We start from the raw sequence: 22,363 nt of genomic DNA, 5'->3' as shown, positions 1-22,363 counted from the left end.
AAAAAGGAGTGATCGCAGCCCCAGCCCGTCCGCCTGCCCGCCCTGCCCTCAGGGACCCTCTCACCCGATGAACCGTCCACCCCTCCGCACCCGAGCACCCTCGGCGCTGGCGTGAGCGCTCACCGCCGGACATTAATCGCCCCATGCGCGTCTCTCGCCTGCTCGCCCCGAGCCTCGTCGTGCTCGCCCTGTCGGCCTCCGCCTGCCGCAAGAGCCAGTCCCAGGGCACCGCCAACTCCCAGGACTGCGTGCGCGTCGCCGACGACTGGGGCCCGGATGGCACCGTCCCCATCACCGTGGACGTCGTCGCCGAGGGACTCGAGGTGCCCTGGGGCATCGCCTGGCTGCCCGGCGGTGACGCGCTCGTCACCGAGCGCCCCGGCCGCATCCGCCTGCTCAAGGCCGGCGCCCTCCAACCCCAACCCGTGGCCACCGTGCGCATCACCCGCGCCGCGGAGGGCGGACTGCTCGGCATCGCCGCGCACCCGGACTTCACCACGAACCGCCAGTTCTACGTCTACGTCACCACCGACGCCGGCGGACAGGACGAGAACCGCATCGAGCGGTGGACGCTCTCCGAGGACCACACCACCGCCACCTTCGACCGCGTCGTCTTCGGAAACATCCCCTCCGCCACGTACCACGACGGCGGACGCCTGCGCTTCGGCCCGGACGGCATGCTCTACGCGGGCACCGGCGACGCCCGCTCACCCGACCGCTCCCAGGATGTGAACGACCCCGCCGGCAAGCTCCTGCGCCTCACCCCCGACGGCCAGGTGCCCCAGGACAACCCCTTCCCCCACTCGCCTGCCTTCCTCACCGGCCTGCGCAACCTCCAGGGCTGGGACTGGAAGGATGCCACCACGCTGTACGTCACCGACCACGGCCCGAGCGGCGAGACGATGCGCCGAGGACATGACGAGGTCAGCCTCGCGCGCCCCGGCGGCAACCTGGGCTGGCCCGGCATCTACTCGTGCGAGGTGCACGAAGGCTGGGTGACGCCGTCGCTCACCTTCGCGGACGCCATGCCTCCCGGCGGCGCCGCGCTCTACACCGGCACCGCCATCCCCGAGTGGACGGGCTCGCTGCTCATCGGAACGTTGGGCTCAAAGCACCTGCACCGGGTGGAGTTCGACCAGGGCAACCCCGCCCGGGTGGCCCGGCACGAGGTGTACCTGCGCGACACGCATGGCCGGCTGCGGGAGGTGAGCATGGGGCCGGACGGCCACCTGTACGTCACCACCAGCAACTGCGACGGCCGAGGCGACTGCGGGCCTCGCAAGGACCTCATCCTGCGCTTGCGGCGTTGACGCACGGGGGCCTTACGGGCGCTCGCGCGTTCTGGAAGACTGCGCGCCGTGCACTTGGAGATGCCCCTCGTCATTGGATTGATGGTGGCAGCCATCGTCCTGGCCATCGCGGCCAAACGGGCGAACATGCCCTACAACGTGGCGCTCGTGGTGGGAGGGCTGCTCATCTCGGTGGGCAACCTGCTCCCCGGCGTGCCGCCCCTCAACCCGGAGGTGGTGTTCCTCGTCTGCCTCCCGGCGCTGCTCTTCGAGGGAGGCATTACCGCGGACCTCAATGGCATCCGCGCCAATGCCCTGCCCATCCTCATCCTGTCCACGTTGGGCATGGTGCTGGCCATCGGCGCCACGGGCTCGCTCCTGCACGTGCTGGTGGACCTGCCCATCTGGCCCGCGCTGCTGCTGGGCGCGCTGCTCGCCGTGACGGACACCGTCTCCATCCTCTACGCGTTCCGCCGCGCGCCGGTACCCTCGCGGCTGTCGGGCATCATCCAGGGGGAGAGCCTCTTCAACGACGGCACCGCGCTGGTGGCCTACGCGGCCATCGCCAGCGTGGTGGCGGGAGCGGCGGCGCCGTCCATCCCCATGCTCGCCGCGCGCGTGCTGCTGGCCTCCGCGGGCGGCGCGGTGGTGGGGCTGGCGGTGGGCATGCTCGGCGGCTTCGTCATCCGTCGCACCGAGGACCCGCTCGCCGAAATCATGGTGACGACGGCCGTGGCGCTCGCGTCGTTCGTGGTCGCCGAGCAGCTCCACCTGTCGGGCGCCATCGCCGCCGTCGTCGCGGGGCTCGCCGTGGGTGTCAGCCTGCGCAGGGAGGCGTCGCCGCAGAGCCAGGTGGCCATCCACTCCTTCTGGGAGTACGCCACCTTCGGGGTGAACACCTTCCTGTTCCTCGCGGTGGGGCTCACCACGAAGCCGCAGACGCTGCGCGACTACGTGCCGGAGACGCTCATCGCGGTGGGCTGTGTGCTCGCCGGGCGCGCGGTGGCCATCTACCTGCCCTTCCTGCTGCTCAAGCTCGCGCGTCCGGCGGAGGCGGTGCCGCCCCGGTGGCAGCACGTCTTCATCGTGGGGAACATCAAGGGCGCGCTCTCCATCGGGCTCGCGCTGGGTCTGCCGGCGACGACGCCGGGGCGCGAGAAGCTGGTGGCCATCGCGTTCGGCGTGACGCTGGTGTCGCTCGTGGGACAGGGCATGGCGCTCACGCGCGCGTTGAAGTGGTTGGGCTTGTTCCAGCAGGACGAGGTGGCGCTGTCCATGTCCGAGCAGCGCGGCCGGCTCATCGCCAGCCGGGCGGCGCATCAGGAGCTGGCGACGCTGCACGAGCAGGGGCTGGTGCCCCGGGCGGCGTATGAGCACCTGCGCAGCGAGTACCAGGTGAGCATCGCGCGCGCGGAGCGGGAGCTGCGCCGGCTCAACGAGCACCATCTGGCGCAGGGCGCGAAGGACCTCATCGCCATGCGGCGGCGGCTCATCGACGCGGAGCGCACGGCGTTGCAGAACGCGCGCAGGAGCGGGCTCATCCCCGAGACGACGGCGGAGCACATGCTGGCGCAGCTGGATGAGCGCACGTTGAACCTGGAGAAGATGCTGCACGGCGCGCACGGCGAGGAGCCGACGGCGGAGCACGGGAGGAAGGCGTCGTGAAAATCATCATCGCGGGAGGGGGCCGGGTGGGCAGCGTGCTGGCGGCGCGGCTGGTGGCCGAGCAGCACACGGTGACGGTCATCGAGCGGGACGCGGGCATCTGCGCGCGCCTGTTCGACGAGGTGGGCGTGGTGGCCGTGTGCGGGGACGCGACGAGTCCCCAGGTGCTGGAGGCGGCGGGTATCTCCTCGGCGGACGTGGCCGCGGGCGTGCTTGCGAGAGACCCGGAGAACCTGGCGTTCGCCATGCTGGTGCGCAGCATGTCGCCGGCGCGCATCATGGTGCGCATGCTGGACACCAGCTATCGCGAGGCGTACCGGCTCGCGGGCGTGAAGGAGCTGGTGGCCGAGGCCGAGGTGGTGGTCGCGAAGATGACCACGGCCATCGACTTCCCGCAGGTGGCGGGCTCGCTGCCGCTGGGTGACGGCGACACGGTGCTGTTCGAGCTGGAGCTGCCCTTGCGCGCGCGGGTGGCGGGGCAGACGGTGGCGCAGGTGCGGGCGATGGAGGGCTTCCCGCGCGAGTGCGTGTTCATCGGCATGGTGGACCCGCAGGGGCGGGCGACGCTGCCGGACGGGAGCACGGTGCTGCGCGCGGGGCACACCATCATCCTCGTGGCGCGGCGGGCGCACCTGGCGGACGCGGTGACGTTCCTCACGGCGGAGCCGGTGGGCACCACGGGCGCGGCGGCGCTGGCGGCCACGCTGCGCAAGGTGGACTTCCTGGCGCCGTTGAATCCGGAGGAGCTGGAGACGGTGGCGCGCGGCGCGGAGCACCTCCAGCGGCCGGCGGGCACGGAGCTGTTCCGCCAGGGTGACGCGGGCGAGAGCTTCTACGTGGTGCTCTCCGGCGAGGTGCAGCTCAAGGACACGGGTGGACAGGCCGTGGCCACGGTGAAGCCCGGGGGGTTCTTCGGTGAGCTGGCGTTGCTCACGGGCGAGCCGCGCACGGCCACCGCGGTGACCGCGACGGCGTGCGAGCTGGCCGCGGTGGGCCGCGAGGACTTCCGCAGCGTCGTCATGGCCAACCCCGGCGTGGCGCTGGAGATGAGCCGCATCCTGGGCGAGCGGCTGTCACGGGCCCAGGGTGGCAAGGCGCCCAGCAAGCGTTGGGGGCTCTTCGGACGGTAAGGGCTCGGCCCTGAGCGCGAGGCGATGGCGCTGAACCGGCGGCATCGCGAGGCTCGCGTCTCCGGGCGGCACGGGCACCGCGCATGAATCGAGGACCGGAGCGGACGAGGCACTGCGATGCCCCGCCCCCTCGGACAGCGTCTTCTCTGCTCGCGCACGATGCGCTCACCCAGCGCGAGCGCACGAATCGAGGACCGGAGCGGACGGGGCACCGATGCGCCCCGTCGCTCGGACACCTCAGCCGGCGTTGAGCGCCTTCAACAACCGCTCGGCCTGCTCGCGCACCACGCCTTCGCCCAGCGCGAGCGCCTTCTGCGCGTGGTGGATGCACGCCTGACGGTCCGTCAGGAACGTGGCCACCGCCATGTTCAGGTGCGTGGTCGCATCCTCGGGATGCGCCGCCAGCGCGCGCTCCAGCAGGGGCTTCGCGGCGGCGTGCTGGTCGTCCTGCATCAGCAGCAACGCCAGGTCATTCACGGGCCCCAGCTCCGTGGGGACCAGCGCCACCGCCTCCTCCATCCGTCGGCGCATCTCCGCGCGCTCCCCCAGCGCGCCATGCATCTGCGCCAGCGCCTGGAGCGTCTGCCAGCTTCGCGGCGCCAGCCGCAGCGCCTCCTCGAAGAGCGCCTTCGCCTCCGGGAACTGCGCCGCGCTCATCATCGCGAGGCCGTGCATGTAGACGTAGTTGACGTGCGACGGGTCGAACTGGCGCAGCTCCTGCGCCGTGCGCTTCGCCCCCTCGGGGCTGCCCCCGGACAGGTACAGCTTGAACAAATCCTCCAGCACCGCGCGCCGCAGCCCGCCCTGCGCCTTCTCCAGCGCCTGCGTGCCCGCCTGGATGCCCAGCCCCAGCGAGCCCTGCGCCGCGTGCGCGCGCGACAGCATCAGCAGCGGCATCGCCTCCTGCGGCGCGGCCTCGGACGCCTTCTGGAAGTGCGTCACCGCCGCGCCCGCCTGCCCCTGCGCCAGGCCGATGCGGCCCAGCTCGAAGTGCACGTGCGCGCTGCCCGGCGCCACCTGGAGCGCGGACTCGTACGCGGCCTTCGCGCCCTCCAGGTCCCCCCGGTCCAGCAGCAGCCCGCCCAGGTTGAAGCGCTCGAAGTAGCCCGCCGTCGGCGCCGAGGCCAACGCCTTGAGCGCCTCCAGCGCCTCGGCGTTCCCCGCCTGCGCCCGCAGCATGGCCAGGTGCGCCTGGCCCTCCGCGTGGTCCGGCTTCACCTTCAACAGCCGCAGCGCCGCCGTCTCCGCGTCCGCCGCCGCGCCCGTGCTCAGGTACGTCCGGACGAGCCCCAGCAGGCACTCCACGTCGTCCGGGTCGATGGCGAGCCCCTTCTGGAAACTCTTCACCGCCTCCTGCGGCTGCCCCACCTGGAGCAGCCGTCCGCCTTCCCGAGCATGCGTCGATGACATGCGCCGGGTTTATCACGGCGCTGGCGCCCCGACACCCCGAGGCCCCCCGCCCTGCGCTGGGAGAGCGGGTCGTGACACTCAGCGACGCAGGGCCGCCGCCGCGATGCCCGGCACCTTGAGCCACGAGGGCGATTTCTCGAACTGGACCAGCCGCTGTCCCAGCTCACCCACCCCACGGTGCCCCGGCACCCACGGAGGCGCCGGCAGGTTCGTCAGCGGCGCGCGGAGGACCGACTTCTCCACCCCCTCCAGCATCAACGTGTTGTGCACCCAGCCCAGCCCGCTCTGGATGTCTCGCGGCGTCGAGGACGGATGCCCGCCCCACGGCAGCGACACCAGCGCGTACGCCGCCGCGGGCCACGTGTTCACCGCCACCGTGCCGTAGCGCAGCTCGCGCACCGCCTGCTCCACCGCGCGGCAGACCTCCGCGTCCTTCAGCGAGCCCGGATGCACGATGAGCGTGGCGTTCAGCGTGCCCCACACCTTCTCGTTCAGGAACGCCACCGCGCGCGCCAGGAAGGCCACCGGGTCGTCCGTCCCCTCCAGCCCCGTCTCCGACAACACCGTGCACCACGGCTCGTGGCGGAAGGCGCGGTCCTGCGTCTGGAGCGGGTCCACGTCGGCAATCAGCGCGTAGGGCAGCTCACCCTCCGCGGCCCGGCCCACCTGGCGCAGGTGCGCGCGGCCTTCGGTGAACTGACGCCAGCGCTGGTCCGCGCCCGGGTAGTACGCGCGCCGCACGGCCGCCTTGCCCAGGCTCGCCTCCACCGCGTCGACCACGCGCGAGCGCGCGCTCCACGACTTCGGCTGTACCAGCAGCTTCGCCGAGTTGCAGTTGAAGGACGCGTTGTTGGCCACCATGCCGGCGATGTTGTCCGCCTGGAAGCGCAGCTCGCCGTCCGAGTACGGCCCCGGCACCACCACCACCGGGGAGATGTTGCCCAGCTCGCTGGTGAAGGGCTTCTTCAGGAGCGGCTCGTTCCGGGCCCGCCGCGCGTCCGACTCGGGCCCCGGCGGTCCCCACACCAGCGCGTCATGCGTCTTGTCGCTGCCGGTGATGTGGACCTCGTCCACCGCGGGATGTGACACCAGCGCCGCGCCCTCCGCCGCTCCGCCGTACACCACCGCGAAGAAGCCCCGGCGCACCAGCGGGGCGAACGCCTGCTCCAGGAAGGGCCCCAGGTAGGCGTTCACCGGGTTCATCTTGAGCACGCAGGCGGTGCCCTCGACGAACAGCTTGTAGAGACAGTCCGCCGGGGGGATGGAGTTGACGTTGCCCGCGCCCAACACCGCGCACAGCCGGCCGCCGTGCGGCTCCCGGTAGAACGCGGCCTGGTGCTCGCGCAGGTTGGCGGCGGTGACGCCGGGCTGGAAGTGGACCTCGCCCTCGTTGCGCGGCAGCAACATCCCCTCCAGCGAGTCCATGGGGAAGATGCGCGCCGCGAGCCTCCCGTCCTCGAGCGTGCGCAGGCGGGAGGCGGGGATGCGGGGGACCCCGTGGTGCTGGATGTCCCGGAGCGAGGCGGCCAACAGGCGCAGGTTGCGCACCACCACCATGGGGCCCGACAGCCACTCCTCACCGGCCAGCGGACTGTCGGGTTTGATGCCCTTCGCCTCGCACGCCGCGCGCACGCTCGGCTCCGCGATGGCGACATAGCCCCGCCCCAGCTCCTCCAGGAGGGAGATTCGCTCCGGCAGCGTGAGCTTCACCCAGGAGAGCGAGCCCGACTTCACGCGCTGGATGGCGGACTCGAGCGCTCCGGCGGGGGTTCCCTGCGGACTTGCGGCGAGACTCATCGGACGGGGCCTCCTGTGAGAGGACGGGTGGCTCCTCTCACGGTAGAGGAGCGCTCATCCCCGCGTCCCAGGTGCCCGCCGGCAACCGTCATCAGGTGGGCAGCGGCTGGCCCAGGCCCTTCCTCAGGGCCTCGTCGATGAGGGACTGGACCTTGCGCTCGGCCTCGCGTCGCAGGGCTTCGGCCTTCTCGCTGACCTTCTCCTGTTCGCGACCGAGCGCTTCCTGACGCTCGCCGAGCTTCTCCTGCTCGCGGCCGAGCGCCTCCTGCTCACGGCTCAACGCTTCCTGCTGCTCGTCGAGCGCGTCGATCTGCTTGTCCAGCTCCACCTCCTGCTTGTCGAGCTCCGCCTGGCGGCGCTCCCGCTCGGCCTCGGGCAGGGCGTCCGCGCGGTTCGACTCGAAGCGCAGCCCGGCGCGCTTGTGGGCCAGCTCCGCGTGCCGCAGGCCGAGCTCGCTCTGCTTGATGCCCAGCGCGCCCTGCTTCATGCCGAGCGCGCCCTGCTCGCGGCCCAGCGCGCCCTGGCGCTCGCCGACCTTGCCCTGCGCCTCGCCCGCGGTCCGCACGTCGTTGAGCGCCTCGCGCACCGTCTTCAGCGTGGCCGCGTCGCGGATGAGGAAGGTCTCGCCCTTGCGGCGGACGTAGAGCAGCTCGCCGCCCTTCTTGTCCTTGAACATCTTGGCGAGCTGCAGGTCCACCATGCTGCCGTTCATCGTCGCGCTGTCGCCGGACAGCAGCACGTAGCCGGAGTCGTCATCGAGCGGCTCGGGAGGACGCGGCGGCTTCGGCGCCGGGGGCCCACCCGCCATGGCCATCATCGGCGTCGGCGGCGTGGGAGGACGCGGCGCGCTCCCCATCATCGGCGTCGGCGGCGTCGGCGGCATCACGCGCATCGAGGGCGTCAGCGGCGTCACGAGCGTCGGCGGCGTCACTGCAGCCGGGGCCGTGGGCGACACCGGCGTTCGCGGAGCGGCGGGCGAGGCCGGCGTCGGCGCGGGCATCACGCCGGTGCGCGTCGTGCCCTGCTTCTGGGACGGCGAGGCCGGCGTCTCGGCGGCGGGCGCCGGAGAAGGCGCGGCGGCGGGCGCCGGTGCCTTCGACGTGTCCTGTCCTTCCGGCCGGGCGACGACCTGGAAGGGCACCAGGGCCACGAGGCCCAGCACGGACAGCGTCACCTTCAACCAGCGACGGGAATGGGAGGAACCGATGTCGACGTGCTCCAGCATGCTCAACCTCCTGTGCAACGCGTGAACGTGGTCCGAGGCGCCGAGCGCCGCGGCGCTTCCATGGGGACGGGCGACCCCGAAGGCGAGCAGCAGCTCGCCGTAATCCGCGGGCTCCGCGCCGGTGAGACGCAGGGCCTCCGCGTCACACGCCTCCTCGCGAGCCAGCGCGTATTCCTTCACCGCGCGCCGCGCGAGCGGATGGAAGAACAGCAGCGCCTCCGTGAGCGCCGGCACCCAGCCGAGCCACAAGTCGCCGCGCTTCAGGTGCGCCACCTCGTGCGCCAGCGCCATGCGCAGCCCCGCCAGCGGCAGCCGTCGCACCGCCTTCGTCGGCAGCACCACCACGGGCTTCCACAACCCCGTGGCCAGCGGGCTCGTCACCTGGTCCGACACGAGCAGCGCCGGCACGCGCCGCAGCCCCGCGCTGGCGGCCAGCTCGCGGACCTCCTCCTCCAGGTCCGGATGATTCAAGCACCGCGCATCCCGACGCAGCCGCGCCATCGTCACCCAGTTGCGAGCCTGCGCCCGCACCCGCCACACCACGCCCCCGAGCCACGCCGCGAGCACCGCCCACAAGAGGAGCGCCTTCCCATGGGACGCCAGCACCCGCGTCCACCCCGCCACCTCACCGCGAGGCGCGACCGGCGACACGACGAGCCCCTCCGACGCGACCTCGCGCTTCTCCACGTGCACCTCCCGCGTGCCCACCCCGCGGTACACCGGCGCCTCCACGTACGCCCCATGCACCACCGGCGTCGAGGGCTCGACCTGCGCCAGCGAGGCCACCGGCTCCGCCGACGCGCCGCCCAGGAACGAGAGCGACGCGGGCAACACCGGCAGCGACAGCGGATGAGGCCCCACCAGCGACACCACGAACTTGAGCGCCACCAGCCACCACAGCCCCGCGCGCACCGCGGCCGGCATCCGCGTCCACAGCCGCGTCAGCGCCCACACCAGCCCCGCGCACAGCGCGCCCTGCCACGACGCGCGCCACAGTCCCTCCGGCCATGACGACAGCCACGCGGCCACATCCACGAGCCATTCCGTTCGCATGGGCTAGTCCTTCTTCTTCTTCGAGCGAAGCCGAGCCACCACGTCCTGCAGCTGCGCCAGCTCCGCGTCGGAGACATCCTCCGCCTCCGACAGATACGCGGCGAACGGCGACAGCGAGCCGGACAACGTCCTCTGCACGAAGTCGTCCACCACGCCCCGCAGCAGCTCCCCCTCCGGCACCGGCGAGGCGTACTGGAACACGCCGTCCACCTTGCGCCGCGTGAGGTACCCCTTCTGCCGCAGCCGCTCCATCACCGTCAGGATGGTGGAGCGCGCCAGGCCCTGCGCCTCGCCGAAGCGCTCCGCCACCTCGCCCACCGTGGCCGGCCCATGCTCGGCCACGTACCGCAGCACCGACAGCTCCTGCTCACCCACCGGCTTCTTCATGGCGCATCCCGTGACGACAACTGTAGTCACGAAGAAGGTACGCGTGACTACAAACGTAGTCAAGCGCGAGGCTCCAGGGGAGCGGCGCCCTTTCGCGGGCCCGGAGCGCGTCCCATGTTTGAAACAGCGCCCTCCCAGGTCCGGGACGGGAGCAGGCGACATGGGCACGGAAGGTGGAGCGCATGGCGAAGGGCGACATGCGACGATGGCAGGCGGGCCCGGGTGCCCAGGCCGCCTCGCGCCCCGTGACGCCCCACGAGCGGCTGCTCCAGGTGGGCCGCGACCTGCGCGCCGCGCTCGTCGTCGACGCCCAGGGAGGCGTCATCTGGATGGACCCGGTGCTCGCGCTGGCGGCCGGCTGGGAGGGCGGTGGAGAGCAGGGCCGCTCCTGCCGCGAGGTCCTCGCGCGCATGCCCTGGCTCTTTACCGCCGTGCGGGCAGCGCTGGCGGGCGAGCAAGGGCTGGGTGAGGGCAGCGGGCAGGGACAGCGTCTCTTCGCCGTGGTGCTCCCCGTGTACGGGGACGACGGCTCGCTCGTGGGCGCATGCGCCCGGCTCCAGCCGCGCCAGGCCCCGCGAACAGCGCACGCCGCCCCGAGCGCGGAGCACGTGCGCGAGCACTACGAGAGCCTCATCGACAGCATCGACGGCATCGTGTGGGAGGCGGACGCGGAGTTCCGCTTCACCTTCGTCAGCAACCAGGCGGAGCGGCTGCTGGGGCTGCAAGCGCGGCGCTGGGTGAGCGAGCCCGACTTCTGGGCGCGCCATGTCCATCCGGAGGATTGGAGCCGCGTCATGGCCACCTGCCTGGGCGCGCTGCGCCAGGGGCGCACCCACGAGCTGGAGTTCCGCATGATGACCGACAGCGACCAGGCCGTGTGGATGCGGACGCAGGTCACCGCCACCGCGGAGGAGGGCCAGCCGGTGAGGCTGCGCGGGTTGCTGGTGGATGTCACCGAGCAGCGCCGCGCGCGCGAGCGCCTGGAGCACACCCACTCCGTGCTGCGCGCGACGTTCGACTCCATCGCGGACGGCGTCATCGTGGTGGACGCGGAGCGGCGCATCATCGCCTTCAACAAGCGCTTCCAGGACATGTGGGACCTGAGCGACGCGCTGCTGCGCCCGCGCATCGCGGAGGCGGCCCTCCGCCACGCAGCGCCCCAGACGATGGACCCGGAGGCGTTCCTCACCAGCATCCAGGAGCAGTACATCCCCTCCGACGCCGTCCACGTGGACGTCATCGAGATGAAGGACGGCCGCGTGCTGGAGGGCACGTCGCTGCCACAGCGGATGGGCGACGCCGTCATCGGCCGGGTGTGGAGCTACCGGGACGTGACGCAGGAGCGCCGCGCGAAGGTGGAGCGGGAGCGGCTGCTGGTCGCGGAGCAGAACGCGCGCGAGCGGACCGAGGAGTCCTTCGCGCTGCTCGACACCTTCCTCGACCACGCGCCCGTGGGGCTCGCGTTCATCGGCCGGGACCTGCGCTACCTGCGCATCAACACCGCGCTCGCGTCACTGCACGGCCACTCGCGCGAGTGGGAGCTGGGGCGGACCGTGTGGGAGGCCAACCCGCTCATGGCGCCGCACTTCGCGCCGCTGATGCTCCAGGTGATGGAGACGGGCATCCCCATGAGCGACATGGAGATGTCCGGCAACGTGCCCGCGACGCCGGAGGAATTGCGCCACTGGCGCGTCAGCTACTACCCGGTGAGCACGCCCAGCGCGGGCATCGTCGGCCTGGGCGCCGTCGTCGTGGAGGTGACCGAGGAGCACCGCGCCCGACAGGAGCGCGAGCGGCTGCTCAAGGAGGCCCAGGAGGCCATCCGCGTCCGCGACGACTTCCTGTCCATCGCCGCCCACGAGCTGAAGACGCCGCTGACGCCGCTCAAGCTGCACCTGCAGATGATGAAGCAGCAGGCCACCCAGGGCCACGCCCCCAAGCCCCACCACGTGGACAAGGCGCTCTCCCAGGTGTCGCGCCTGTCGCTGCTCATCCACGACCTGCTGGACGCCACGCGCATCGAGGCGGGAAGGCTGGAGCTGCACCGGGGCACCGTGGAGCTCCAGGCGCTCATCGACGAGGTGCTCGCGGAGACGCGCCCGCTCACGGGACAGCACACCCTGGAGCGCGTGGTCCCGCCCGAGCCGCTCGTCGTGCTGGGGGACCGGGGCAGGCTCGCGCAGGTGCTGTCGAACCTGCTGGAGAACGCCTTCAAGTACAGCCCCACCGGGGGCTGCGTGCGGCTGAAGCTGGAGCGCGACGGGAGCTGCGCCCACGTGTCCGTGCGCGACTCCGGCATCGGCATCCCCGAGGACCAGCGCGAGCACCTGTTCCAGCGCTTCTTCCGCGCGCGCAACGCGCCCATCTCCGGCTTCGGCGGGCTGGGCCTGGGGCTCTACATCTGCCGCGACATCGTCGAGCGCCACGGCGGCCACATCTGGGTGGACACCCGCGTGGGCCACGGCTCCACCTTCCACTTCACCCTGCCGCTGGCCCCCTGAGGCACGCGCGCGCTTCAGCGCTGGAAGTCCACACCCACGCCCGCGCCCACCGTCACGCCGCGCACCAGCACGTTGTCCGCCTGGGGGAAGTGCACCGTGCCGCCGGAGCCCCAGGCATACAGGTGGTTCACCAGGCGCTGGCGCACCTCCGCGCCCACCGAGTAGCGCGGCCGGTCTCCCAGCGCCGTCAGCACCGCGCGGCCCAGCACGCGGGTGCGCCCGCCGGGAAGCTCGAAGCCCGCGGACACGTCCAGGTCCGTGCGGCCGAAGCCGTGGTACTGCGCGGCCACGCTGCCCAGCAGCAGCGTGGTGTCCGCGCTGCCCTTGGCGATGGAGGCCTCCAGGTAGCCGGAGAAGCCCGTGGGCAGCACCTCCTCCGCGATGGGCTGCTCCGCCAGGCCCGTGCCGGAGAAGCGCCCCAGCTCGTAGTCCGGGCCGAACATGCCGAAGCGGAAGCGCCCGCCCTGACGGCGGCCCTGCACCGTCACGCTCAGCTGCGTGCCGCTGGCCAGCTGCCCCTCGAAGGCCACGCCCAACAGGCCGCCCACCGCCGGAGAGTGCGACTCGGCGAAGCGCGCGCCGCCGCCCAGGAGCGCCCACGCGCGCAGCCGCTCGCCCTTGTACAGCGCGATGTCGCCGCCCAGCGAGGTGAGCGTCATGTTGGGGGACTCGCCGCCGGCCTTGCCCGCGTCGTGCGCGGCGGACAGGCGGAGCAGGTAGCGGTCGAAGCGGTTCGCGTCGTCGCTGGCCGCGCGGCCCAGGTCCAACATCACCTCCGCGGCGAAGATGCGCGCGGCGAGCACGTCGCTCGCGATGACCTCCGCGCGCACCGGCCCCTTCACCACCGTCAGCGAGCCGCCGGCCGGGTGGTAGTCGGGCGACAGCACGTTGCTGTAGCGGCCCATCAGGTAGCCCCGGCCCAGCGACTCCTCGACGAAGGGCTCCACGCGCAGGAAGAACGGCCGGCCCTCCTGGCCGATGCGCAGCATGCGCACCACCTGCCCCATGTCGCTCAGCTCATCCCAGTCCTCGCGGCGCAGGCGCGCGCCGTAGTCCCCGTCCGCCTGCTTCGGCTCCTCGTCCACCATGCGCATCCGGAGGTTCGCCCCCAGCCGCAGCACGAAGGAGTCTCCCTTCGTCAGCCCCAGCGACGGGTAGACGCGGATGAACAGGTCCTGCCCGCCCCCCGGTGTGCCGGACGGCAGGCTCAGCCCGCCCACCTCCAGCTGCCCGCCGAAGCCGAAGCCGTCACCGCCCTTGCGGCTGCCCGGGGGCGCGGGCTCGTCCAGGCGCGCCTTGGACACGGGCGTCTGCTGGCCGGAGGAGATGGAGCTCTCATCCGAGGGCCCCTCCTCGGAGATGGTGGAGCTCTGGTGGGTAACGAGGGCGAACAGGACGAGGAGGGGGGCGCCAGTCATCGTCTCCCGAGTCTACCCGGCCCCGCCCTCCCGCGAAGCGCCCGGCCGCCGCCCGGGTGTGGGTGACACTGCCGAGCCTCGGCACACCCACCCGACGGGTGACACCCCGGGAGTGACGGGTGCGTCACCCTCCGCCGTACTGGCCGCCCCCCTCGGAGTCCGCGTCCGCGGGGAGGATGGCCCGGTGGGGCCGCTCCTCGGCCGCGCCCACCAGCCAGCGCGACAGCAGGCGGATGCCGGAGGCGAACAGCCCGTCCTCGCCGCCGCGCAGCGCCTCGAAGAGGGACTCGTCCAGCACGGAGTCCTCCGGGTCGATGACCAGGTCCTCGGGCTCCAGCGACTTGAGCAGCGGGCTCTGGTCGAACACCGTCTCCATGGGGTGCGGGCGCAGCCGGTGCAGCCCCGCGCTCGCCACCGCGTCCAGCCAGTCCACCAGCCCCGCGTCCGCGCGCATCAGCGGCGCCAGCGTCTCCGCGCCGGACAGCCCCGCGTGCTCGGCCATCAACGACACCCGCACGCGGCGGATGGCGCGCGACACCGCGTCGCCGTCGGCCTCCGCCTCCCAGCTCAGGTTCAGCTCCGAGTCCAACCCCAGGCTGCGGTTGGTGGTGTTGGCCGAGCCCAGCGTGAGGAAGCGGTCGTCCACCACCATCACCTTCGAGTGGATGTAGGTATAGACGTCCTCGCCCGTCTGCTCGTCGCGCGCCGCCGAGCAGTACACGCGGAAGGTGTTGCCCGTCTCGCGCGCCACCCGCTCCAGCGCGCGCAGCAGCCGCACCTGCGCGATGCCCATGGCCAGTTGCTCGCGCAGCGCCTCGGGCTGCTTGGGCAACACCAGCACCACCTGGATGGGTGGACGCCCGGACTCGCGGAAGCGGCGCACCAGCGCCTGGAAGATGGCGCGGGAGGAGAAGTACTGGTTCTCGATGTAGATGAACCGGTCGGCCGCCTCGATGGCGTCCAGGAACAGCGCGCGCACCTCCTGCACGGCCTCCTGGGGCGGCAGCAGCGTCTTGCCGAACGTGCGGCTGATGGCCACCGGCCCCGGCGGCGCCGGCACGCTCGAGCTGAACGTCACGTCGTCGCGCGCCACCGTCGGCAGGTGCAGCTCGCCGCCGCCCGAGTGCGCCCATCTCGCCTCGAACAGCTCCGTCAGCCGGCCCACCACCGGTCCGGTGAACACGGCCTGCACGTCGTGGTAGGGCCCATGCGGGTCCCTGCCGCTGTCGCAGCGCAGCGACGAGCTCAGCCGGTGGTCGCGGTCGTCCCAACGACAATCACAGACATCCATGCCGCCGCTGAAGGCCTGCACACCGTCGATGACCACCAGCTTCTGGTGGTGCGCGCCATACAAGGGACTGGACGGGTCGAAGCGGAAGCGCACGCGCTCGTTCGTCGTCCAGTTGAACAGCAGGTGCTGCATCCACTCGCGCTCCATCGCGAGCAGCAGGCTGAAGTCCCACGCGAGGATGTACACGTGCAGCTCGGGGTTGGCCCGACACAGCGCGTCCAGCATGGGCAGCAGGCGGACCTCGCCGCCGCGCGCCTCCTCCAGGTCCTCGCCTCTCAGGAGCGACACGTCGCTGTCGAACTGCCAGCCCGTCATCGCGATGTAGCGCCGGGCCTTCTTCGCGGCCCGGTACAGCTCACGGTAGTAGGCGCGTCCATCCACGAGAACGCCCGCGTCGCTCGTCTCCTCCACCGTCCAGCAGTTGCGTCCGGGAATGATGATGCGCTTCACACACCCAACCCCCTCGCCGCCCTCCCCTGGCGCCACGCGCTCGTGGCGCCCTCACCGCCAAGGCCTCGGCCTTCAGCCCACGAAGACGATGTGCTTGCCGGTGGCCAGCACCATGTCCTGCGAGGACATCACCTGCTTCACCTTCTTCACCTCGCCGCCCACCGTGTCGAACGCGGCCGCGATGAGGTCCCCCAGCGTCACCTGCACCTTGCGAGCGCTCTTGCCAGCCCCCGACACCGCACGGGCCGTCGTCGCCTTGACCTGCCGAGCCTTCCGGATGACCGCTCCACGCCGCTGAGTCTTCGCCATGGTTCTTCTCCAAGGATGAGGGTTACCGCGTCTTCCCGCCGCCACCGCCGCCGCCCGACTGCCCCCTGCCCTTGAGCAACCCACGTGCCGAGCCCCGTCCCCCTGTCCTCTCGCGGGTTTGCACCACTCGCCCCCTCCCGGAGGGCTGGAAGGACTGCCATTTTTTCAGTCCGTGCGGCGATCTCCGCACCCAATGTTCCCAGCCCCGCATGGGCACACCCACCCCCACGTCCCACGCCACACATGACTGTCTGGAATCAGACACGAGACAGTGAGACATGGGTCAGCCCCGCCCCAATCCAAAACATCCACGGCAACGGAAAAGTTTGAACATATCAGTCAATTTGAAAATACCCGCGAAACCCGGTTCAATGCGTGGCATCGAATCGCGAGGTCAGCCACGTATGGAATTGAAGACCCCCTCCGTCCATCCCACCCCGCCGGCCTTCGCGTCCTACCAGGGCATCGAGGTCATCGGTCAGTCCATCCTCGCCATCGTCAACGGGATGGAGCTGGCCCAGGCGCGGGCGCTGCGCATCCTCGCGGAGAATGGCATCACCCCGCTGGAGGCCAAGACCTGGTACCCGATGTCCGCGCTGCTGAAGTCCTTCAGCCTGGTGTTCGACAAGATTGGCCCCAGCACTGTGCGAACGATTGGCCGGAAGATTCCGGACAGCGCGCACTTCCCGCCGGACATCGACACGCTGGAGAAGGGGCTGCGCGGCGTGAACATGGCCTACGGCATGAACCACCGCGGCAAGGGCAACATCGGCGGCTACCACTTCGAGCCCGTGGACAAGCGCAACGCGAGGATGCGCTGCGACAATCCCTATCCGTGCGACCTGGACTACGGCCTCCTGGAGGCCATCACGGACAAATTCCGCCCCAAGGATTCTCTTTGGGTGCGTATTGAACATGACCCCAAGAGTTGCCGTCGCCGGGGAGATGGGGCCTGTACGTACAACATCAGTTGGTAGCGCACACCGCTGGCCTCCAAGCCCACACATCTCCCCTGCGTGGGCCTGGGCGCTTCGACAAGACACTCCGCCAGGGCCGAGCGGAGTCCAAGCATCCGCATCTGGGAGGGACATCCATGAAGGCCGTGCTCCAACACATCGCGGTGTGCGAGGAGCGGTTCGCCTCACACCCCTTCTTCTCGGACCTGAAGCAGGACCGCCCGATTGAGCAGGTGATGGCGTTCGCGCCGCGCCTGACGTTCTGGGTGATGACGTTCCAGGACGTGCTGCGCCTCAACGCGCACTTCATCCAGGACGCTCATCTCAAGATGCTCGCCACGCGCCACCACGCGGAGGAGGGCGGCCATGACCAGTGGTTCGAGGACGACATCGCCCAACTCACCGGGGGCTCGCTGAGCATCGGCGCGCTCTACGGCAAGGCGCACGCGAAGACGCGCGACGCCGCCTACGCCATCATCAGCGAGGTGTACCGGCCGGTGGACGACCGGCTGCGCATCGTCCTCTTGTGGGCGCTGGAGTCCACCAGCCACGTGTTCTTCAGCCGCACCGCCATCGTCAGCGCGGCGCAGGGCGCCGATGAGCGGCTCAAGTACTTCTCCGACCACCACATGCAGGCCGAGGCGCAGCACGCCATGTTCGAGCAGGAGCTGGCGGCGGAGCTGGAGGCCATGGTGCTGGAGCCCGAGGTGCGCCGCGATGCCCTGGCCATGGTGGACCGCGTCTACCGCGCGTTCGACACCATGTTCGACGGGCTGCGCATCCACCTGGAGCACGAGCGCGCCGACCAGGCCGAGCCCCGCCAGGCGACGGTGGCCCCGGCGCCCTCGCGCGTCGAGGAGCCCTTCGAGGTGGACGAGACGGACTTCAGCGACGTGGCGCTCGCGGTGGACCGGGCCGCCTGAAGTCCCGAGAAGACCTTGGCCGGCCAAAGCGTGACGCGGCCGGCCCGGGGTTACTTCGAGGGCGGGGAGAGCACCAGGATGAGCTCTCCGCCCACGTGCTTGCCGGCCTTCTGGTAGACGGCGCCCTGACGGCCCAGCTCCACGTCCAGCGTGGGCTGGCGGGGGATGGCCACGCGCACGGTGGCGGTGCCGTCCTTCATGCCCACCAGTTGCAGCGACGCGTTGCTGCCGTTGGGCAGCTTCACCTCGGTGGACTGCTTCGCGGTGACGTCCAGCGTGTCGTTGGACAGCCGCTTGAAGGAGGTGAAGTTGAAGTTCTGCTTCTGGAACTGCTCCTTCATCTTCGCCAGCTCCGGAGGGTCCACCTCCGTGCCCTTCTTGGAGGCGAGCACCACCTCCACCTGGACGCGGACCTTCTGCTCCTCCTGGGCCTGGCTCACCAGCGGCATGAGCACGCCCAGGCCCAGCACGGCCAGCAACACCCGGCCGGACGACATGTGTCTCATCACAGGGGACCTCCCGAGGGCCGCTCCACTTCCGACTTCGGCTTGCCCAGGGGTTTTACTCCCTTGCCGCCACGAAGGCCGCCCCCAATGTCCTCGCCCTGCTCCTCATCCTCCTGGGACGGGTCGTCCTGCGTCTCCTCGTCGACCAGCCAGATGATGGTGCCACCATTGTCCGTCTCCATCACCACGGGCGCCACGCGCGCGTCCTGGTAGGGCTGGATGGACTTCACCGTCATGCGCTCGGCGCCGTAGCCCACCGGGGCCCTGTCGCTGAGCAGCAGCGGCAGGCCCACCGCCACCAGCACCGCCGCGGTGGCCAGCGAGGAGACCATCGCCGTGCGCTGGTAGAGGAACATCTCCGACAGGGCCAGCTTGAGCCGCTCCAACAGGGGCGGCTTCTCCGGCGTCACCCGCGCCATGACCTTCTGGGCGAAGTCCTTGAAGTCGACGTCGTCCACCGCCATGTCCAGACCGACCCGGAGAAGGCCCGACTCGGCGCGCAGGTCCGCCGCGCGCCCGGTGCAGTCTCGGCAGGCGGTGAGATGCCGCTCCACGTTCACCCGCTCCGCGGGCGTCAGCTCTCCGTCGACGTACGGAGAGAGCATGGGGACGAAACGCTCACATGCGGGATTTCCGGCCATAACCTTCACCCTGCTCGGTGGTGGAAGCTGCGAATGCTGTGGCTGTGACGCCGGGTCCCCTCAGATATTCGAGGGCCCTTCATTCGTTCCCCACGCCGCTCTTCGCTTCGTCCAACTCCAGGTATTCACTCAGGATTTTCTGGACCTTGGCCCGGGCATGGAACAGCCGGCTCATCACGGTGCCCTTGGGAATATCGAGCGTGCGGGCCAGGTCCTCGTAGGACATGCCTTCGATCTCCCGGAGCAGCAGGATGGCGCGGTGCTTCTCCGGCACCGTGCTCAGGGCCTCCTGAATCTTCTCCGCCAGCTCCCGCCTCAGCGCGCTCTTCTGGGGGTTGGTGCCCAGGCGGCTGCCCAAAGCGCCGATGCGCGCCTCGGACAGGTCCATGGCCTGGCTCTCGTCGAACTCCACCGCCTCGCCTCCACCGCCTCGCTTTCGCAGCACGTCGATGCAGATGTTCACGGTGATGCGGTAGAGCCACGTGTAGAAGGACGAGTCGCCCTTGAAGTGGTCCAGGTACTTGTAGACCTTGACGAACGCCTCCTGGGAGACGTCCATCGCCTCCTCCTTGTCCTTGAGCATGCCGAGCGCGACTGCGTACACCTTGCGCTGGTAACGCTCGACGAGGAGCTTGAAGGCGCGTTGGTCGCCGCTCCGGACGCGCTTGACGAGTGTGAGGTCGTCGGTTGCCAATGGGTGCGGCAACGTACCACAAGCCGGCGGGGGCCGAGACTTTTCGCACGCGGACCGGAAGAGTCCCCCTCGCCCGCCCTAGAGGCTGACGAGCGCCAGCACGACGAGCGCGATTCCCACCAGGGCCAGCACCGCCCCGAAGGCCACCCGGTCCCACTGCCCCTGCGCCACCGAGCCGTCCTCGGCGTCGTCGCGGAAGCGGTGCAGCACGTTCCAGAGCATCATCGCGCCCAGCTTCTTGTTCGTCGTGCGGCGCGGGAGGCCCTCGTCGTCCGGCTCGCCCTCGTCCCGCTCATGGGACTCCGCCGGCCGCATCGCGATGGGCGCGGGCGCGCCTCGCAGCGAGTCCGGGCCCCGGGCCTGGGCCGCGAGCCCCGGGTCGACGGTCCCCTCGGCGCGCACCGCGGCCTCCGAGTGGCGGACCTCCGGGGGCGGCTCCAGCCGGACGCTGGCCACGCGCTCGCGGGCCTCGTCGGGCGTGCGGGCCTCCAGCACCCACAGCCCCTGCGTCACGCCGTCCTTCCCCGTGTTCGCGTCGCGCAGCTCCGCGAAGCCGTGGCCCTCCAGCGACTCCCGGAAGGCCTCCTGGCCCTCCTTCTGGGGCGGCTGGGCGGCGGCCGTCTCCGCGTACGCGGCAAAGAAGGCCCACAGCCGGGTGGCGCGCTCGGAGCCGGACATGCCCGAGGGCTGCAGGTGCGCGGACAGGAGCGCCGCGTCCGAGCCGAAGCGCACGCCCAGCTCCTGCTTGCCCACCAGCTTCTCCAGTCCAGGGGGCACCAGCTCCGCCACCTTGCGCAGCGGGGCGCGCTCCTGGCCCCCCAGCGTCGGCTGGCCCGTGGTGGGCACCTGGCTCTTGAAGCCGTCCTTGTTGCCCCCCGGGAGGCCGCCGCGCTCCGGCGCCTTGGGGCCCACGCGGGGGATGGGGCCCGCCGGCGACTTGAGGATGTGCTGGGCCAGCCGGGCGAAGGCAGAGGGGACGCGCGAGGAAGAAGACATGGCGGGTTCCTCATCGGCCGTGGAGTGGGACGGCGGCTGCTCGAGAGGGTCGGAGCCTAGCGCGGGTCGCTCCGGAGGACCGTTCCGGGGGTTGAACGAAGTGTCCGCCACCGACGCGCGCGGCGGGCGGCCAGGCTCGGTGCCGTGCGCCACGCCGTCCCCAGGGAGCACAGGCAGGCCGGCGGGTGGTGTCCCCGAGCCCGGGCGCCCACCTCCCCTGCCCGAGCGGGGGCCCTCGCGAGGCGCCCGGATGTCTCCGACGTGGCCCATCTCCCGGATTCTCGCGCCAGGAGCGGGGCGGGTTGCGCCCGGGGGCTACTCGCCCTCGCGCTCGACCTCGATGGGCGTCGTCATGCCATTGGAGTCCAGGCGCACGCGGTAGACGGAGTTGAGCCCGTCCGCGTCGAAGTCGCCGCGCGCCAGGCACGACACCTCCGGCTCGCCCACGGGGCTCTCCTGCAGCACCACCTCGTACTGGAAGCGCACGCCGTCCTGGGGCTCGAAGCCCAGCCGGTGGAAGGCCTCGTCCTCCGGGAAGGGCACCGCGCGGCCGCCCCGGGGCACCTCCCGCGGCGTGGGCCCGGCGAGCTGGTAGTTGCCGTGCTCGTCGCGGTAGGCCTGCACCGCGTCACACAAGGCCAGCACGTTGAGGCGCGCCTCGCGGTCCGTCAGCGACTCGGCGGGCGCGGGCGACAGCCGGTACGCGAACACGAAGGCGGCCCCGGTCGCGAGCACGAGCCCGACGACGGCGAAGGGCCACTTCCTGCCCATACCGCTCGGTGCGGGTGTCTTCGCCATGGCGCTCAGCCCTCCTTCGTCCACGCGGCCCAGTCGCGCGGGCTGCGCAGCACGTCCACCAGCCGGGCCTCCCAGGTGCCGGGCTCCGGGTGGAAGTCGTAGCGCCAGCGCGTCTGGGGCGGCAGGGACATGAGGATGGACTCGGTGCGCCCGCGCGTCTCCAGGCCGAAGACGGTGCCCCGGTCGTACACGAGGTTGAACTCCACGTACCGGCCGCGCCGCACCTCCTGCCAGACGCGCTGCTCGGGGGTGTAGGGCGTGTCCTTGCGCTTCTGGGCGATGGGCAGGTACGCGTCCACGAAGGCCCGGCCGCAGTCGCGCACGAAGTCGAACTCGCGCTCCAGCTCCCCCCCCATGTTCTCGAAGAAGACGCCGCCCACGCCGCGCGTCTCGTCGCGGTGGCGCAGGAAGAAGTACTGGTCGCACGCCGCCTTGAAGCGCGGGTAGTAGGCGGCGTCGTGCTTGTCGCACGCGGCCTTGTGCACGCGGTGGAAGTGCGCCGCGTCCTCTTCGTAGAGGTAGTACGGCGTCAGGTCCGCGCCGCCGCCGAACCACGCCTTGCCGCCCTGGTGGATGAAGCGGTAGTTGGCGTGCACGGTGGGCACGTGGGGGTTGCGCGGGTGGAGCACCAGGGAGATGCCGCCGGCCCAGAAGCTGCGCCCCTCGCCCTGGAGCTTCTTGGCGAACTGGTCCTCCAGCTCGCCGAAGACCACCGAGGTGTTGACGCCCGCCTTCTCCAGCACGGCGCCGTCCTCCAGCACGCGGGTGCGCCCGCCGCCGCCGCCGGGGCGCTGCCACGGGTCCTCGCGGAAGCGGGCCGAGCCATCCAGCGTCTCCAGCGCCTGACAGATTTCATCCTGCAGGGACTGGGTGAAGGCGGCCATCCGCTCCTTGAGACTCTCCACGTCCACCTTCGTCATGCTC

Annotated in this window: 19 protein-coding genes; 6 read left to right on the top strand and 13 right to left on the bottom strand. The window is 71.3% G+C overall.

The genetic code is table 11. From position 1 onward, the window contains the following. The first annotated feature begins 143 nt into the window (after positions 1-143). From OWM54_RS25680 to OWM54_RS25670, 3 genes are read left to right on the top strand one after another with little or no spacing between them, the layout of a single operon-like run. Positions 144-1,310, top strand: a complete 1,167-nt coding sequence (locus tag OWM54_RS25680) for a PQQ-dependent sugar dehydrogenase (RefSeq protein ID WP_267699202.1) — start codon at positions 144-146, stop codon at positions 1,308-1,310. A 48-nt stretch (positions 1,311-1,358) separates the two neighbouring features. Beyond that, positions 1,359-2,954, top strand: coding sequence for a cation:proton antiporter (locus OWM54_RS25675; RefSeq protein WP_223749706.1), 1,596 nt, complete (start codon positions 1,359-1,361; stop codon positions 2,952-2,954). Next, positions 2,951-4,084: an NAD-binding protein gene (locus OWM54_RS25670; RefSeq protein ID WP_267699201.1), complete on the top strand. Its 1,134-nt coding sequence runs from the start codon at positions 2,951-2,953 to the stop codon at positions 4,082-4,084. The genes OWM54_RS25675 and OWM54_RS25670 overlap by 4 nt, the downstream gene beginning before the upstream one ends. A 237-nt stretch (positions 4,085-4,321) precedes the next feature. On the opposite strand, the gene OWM54_RS25665 is transcribed toward OWM54_RS25670, so the two are convergent. From OWM54_RS25665 to OWM54_RS25650, 4 genes are all read right to left on the bottom strand, one after another. Further along, positions 4,322-5,494, bottom strand: a complete 1,173-nt coding sequence (locus OWM54_RS25665) for a tetratricopeptide repeat protein (protein ID WP_267699200.1) — start codon at positions 5,492-5,494, stop codon at positions 4,322-4,324. 78 nt (positions 5,495-5,572) lie between these two features. Continuing rightward, a complete protein-coding gene (locus OWM54_RS25660) occupies positions 5,573-7,291 on the bottom strand; it encodes an aldehyde dehydrogenase family protein (protein ID WP_267699199.1) in 1,719 nt (572 codons plus the stop codon). Between the two features lie 91 nt (positions 7,292-7,382). Next, on the bottom strand, positions 7,383-9,569 hold the full coding sequence (locus OWM54_RS25655) for a M56 family metallopeptidase (RefSeq protein ID WP_267699198.1): 2,187 nt from the start codon (positions 9,567-9,569) through the stop codon (positions 7,383-7,385). Between the two features lie 3 nt (positions 9,570-9,572). Further along, the gene (locus OWM54_RS25650; protein WP_141330281.1) at positions 9,573-9,956 is read right to left on the bottom strand and encodes a BlaI/MecI/CopY family transcriptional regulator; all 384 of its coding nucleotides are present in this window, start codon (positions 9,954-9,956) and stop codon (positions 9,573-9,575) included. 197 nt (positions 9,957-10,153) lie between these two features. Between OWM54_RS25650 and OWM54_RS25645 the strand changes: the two genes are divergently transcribed. Beyond that, the gene (locus tag OWM54_RS25645) at positions 10,154-12,457 is read left to right on the top strand and encodes an ATP-binding protein (protein WP_267699197.1); all 2,304 of its coding nucleotides are present in this window, start codon (positions 10,154-10,156) and stop codon (positions 12,455-12,457) included. A 14-nt stretch (positions 12,458-12,471) separates the two neighbouring features. On the opposite strand, the gene OWM54_RS25640 is transcribed toward OWM54_RS25645, so the two are convergent. The 3 genes from OWM54_RS25640 to OWM54_RS25630 form a co-directional block, all read right to left on the bottom strand. Next, positions 12,472-13,875 (bottom strand): hypothetical protein, encoded by a 1,404-nt coding sequence (locus tag OWM54_RS25640; RefSeq protein WP_267699196.1) that lies wholly within the window; start codon positions 13,873-13,875, stop codon positions 12,472-12,474. A 124-nt stretch (positions 13,876-13,999) separates the two neighbouring features. Continuing rightward, entirely contained in the window at positions 14,000-15,616 is a 1,617-nt protein-coding gene (locus OWM54_RS25635; protein ID WP_223749700.1) for a phospholipase D-like domain-containing protein, read from the bottom strand. 72 nt (positions 15,617-15,688) lie between these two features. Further along, positions 15,689-15,925 carry a hypothetical protein gene (locus OWM54_RS25630; protein WP_046716565.1) on the bottom strand — a complete coding sequence of 79 codons (237 nt, stop codon included), beginning with the start codon at positions 15,923-15,925 and terminating at the stop codon, positions 15,689-15,691. Between the two features lie 404 nt (positions 15,926-16,329). Here OWM54_RS25630 and OWM54_RS25625 point away from each other — a divergent pair, with 404 nt between their 5' ends. Both OWM54_RS25625 and OWM54_RS25620 read left to right on the top strand, forming a co-directional pair. Beyond that, a complete protein-coding gene (locus OWM54_RS25625; RefSeq protein WP_223749699.1) occupies positions 16,330-16,902 on the top strand; it encodes a hypothetical protein in 573 nt (190 codons plus the stop codon). Between the two features lie 116 nt (positions 16,903-17,018). Then, positions 17,019-17,804 carry a hypothetical protein gene (locus OWM54_RS25620; protein WP_223749698.1) on the top strand — a complete coding sequence of 262 codons (786 nt, stop codon included), beginning with the start codon at positions 17,019-17,021 and terminating at the stop codon, positions 17,802-17,804. 50 nt (positions 17,805-17,854) lie between these two features. Here OWM54_RS25620 and OWM54_RS25615 read toward each other — a convergent pair whose 3' ends face one another. The 6 genes from OWM54_RS25615 to hemF form a co-directional block, all read right to left on the bottom strand. After that, a complete protein-coding gene (locus OWM54_RS25615) occupies positions 17,855-18,313 on the bottom strand; it encodes a hypothetical protein (RefSeq protein WP_420715346.1) in 459 nt (152 codons plus the stop codon). Continuing rightward, positions 18,310-18,951, bottom strand: coding sequence for an anti-sigma factor family protein (locus tag OWM54_RS25610; protein ID WP_046716569.1), 642 nt, complete (start codon positions 18,949-18,951; stop codon positions 18,310-18,312). The genes OWM54_RS25615 and OWM54_RS25610 overlap by 4 nt, the downstream gene beginning before the upstream one ends. Positions 18,952-19,030: 79 nt before the next feature. After that, positions 19,031-19,645: an RNA polymerase sigma factor gene (locus OWM54_RS25605; protein WP_141330510.1), complete on the bottom strand. Its 615-nt coding sequence runs from the start codon at positions 19,643-19,645 to the stop codon at positions 19,031-19,033. Positions 19,646-19,723: 78 nt separating this feature from the next. Continuing rightward, a complete protein-coding gene (locus tag OWM54_RS25600) occupies positions 19,724-20,641 on the bottom strand; it encodes an Immediate early protein ICP0 (protein WP_267699194.1) in 918 nt (305 codons plus the stop codon). 315 nt (positions 20,642-20,956) lie between these two features. After that, positions 20,957-21,439, bottom strand: coding sequence for a hypothetical protein (locus OWM54_RS25595; protein ID WP_267699193.1), 483 nt, complete (start codon positions 21,437-21,439; stop codon positions 20,957-20,959). 5 nt (positions 21,440-21,444) lie between these two features. Further along, complete coding sequence (hemF, locus tag OWM54_RS25590; RefSeq protein WP_141330512.1) at positions 21,445-22,359, bottom strand: oxygen-dependent coproporphyrinogen oxidase; 915 nt, start codon at positions 22,357-22,359, stop codon at positions 21,445-21,447. Positions 22,360-22,363: the final 4 nt, after the last annotated feature.

The sequence above is a fragment of the Myxococcus sp. MISCRS1 genome, assembly GCF_026626605.1.
Taxonomy (GTDB): domain Bacteria; phylum Myxococcota; class Myxococcia; order Myxococcales; family Myxococcaceae; genus Myxococcus; species Myxococcus fulvus.
This window is presented reverse-complemented; position numbering and strand designations above follow the sequence as displayed.

Excerpts from the sequence above, each read along its gene's own strand:
- OWM54_RS25680 (WP_267699202.1), top strand. The coding sequence starts at position 144 with ATGCGCGTCTCTCGCCTGCTCGCCCCGAGCCTCGTCGTGCTCGCCCTG.
- OWM54_RS25665 (WP_267699200.1), bottom strand. The coding sequence starts at position 5,494 with ATGTCATCGACGCATGCTCGGGAAGGCGGACGGCTGCTCCAGGTGGGG.
- OWM54_RS25660 (WP_267699199.1), bottom strand. The coding sequence starts at position 7,291 with ATGAGTCTCGCCGCAAGTCCGCAGGGAACCCCCGCCGGAGCGCTCGAG.
- OWM54_RS25655 (WP_267699198.1), bottom strand. The coding sequence starts at position 9,569 with ATGCGAACGGAATGGCTCGTGGATGTGGCCGCGTGGCTGTCGTCATGG.
- OWM54_RS25650 (WP_141330281.1), bottom strand. The coding sequence starts at position 9,956 with ATGAAGAAGCCGGTGGGTGAGCAGGAGCTGTCGGTGCTGCGGTACGTG.
- OWM54_RS25645 (WP_267699197.1), top strand. The coding sequence starts at position 10,154 with ATGCGACGATGGCAGGCGGGCCCGGGTGCCCAGGCCGCCTCGCGCCCC.
- OWM54_RS25640 (WP_267699196.1), bottom strand. The coding sequence starts at position 13,875 with ATGACTGGCGCCCCCCTCCTCGTCCTGTTCGCCCTCGTTACCCACCAG.
- OWM54_RS25630 (WP_046716565.1), bottom strand. The coding sequence starts at position 15,925 with ATGGCGAAGACTCAGCGGCGTGGAGCGGTCATCCGGAAGGCTCGGCAG.
- OWM54_RS25625 (WP_223749699.1), top strand. The coding sequence starts at position 16,330 with ATGGAATTGAAGACCCCCTCCGTCCATCCCACCCCGCCGGCCTTCGCG.
- OWM54_RS25620 (WP_223749698.1), top strand. The coding sequence starts at position 17,019 with ATGAAGGCCGTGCTCCAACACATCGCGGTGTGCGAGGAGCGGTTCGCC.
- OWM54_RS25610 (WP_046716569.1), bottom strand. The coding sequence starts at position 18,951 with ATGGCCGGAAATCCCGCATGTGAGCGTTTCGTCCCCATGCTCTCTCCG.
- OWM54_RS25600 (WP_267699194.1), bottom strand. The coding sequence starts at position 20,641 with ATGTCTTCTTCCTCGCGCGTCCCCTCTGCCTTCGCCCGGCTGGCCCAG.
- OWM54_RS25595 (WP_267699193.1), bottom strand. The coding sequence starts at position 21,439 with ATGGCGAAGACACCCGCACCGAGCGGTATGGGCAGGAAGTGGCCCTTC.
- hemF (WP_141330512.1), bottom strand. The coding sequence starts at position 22,359 with ATGACGAAGGTGGACGTGGAGAGTCTCAAGGAGCGGATGGCCGCCTTC.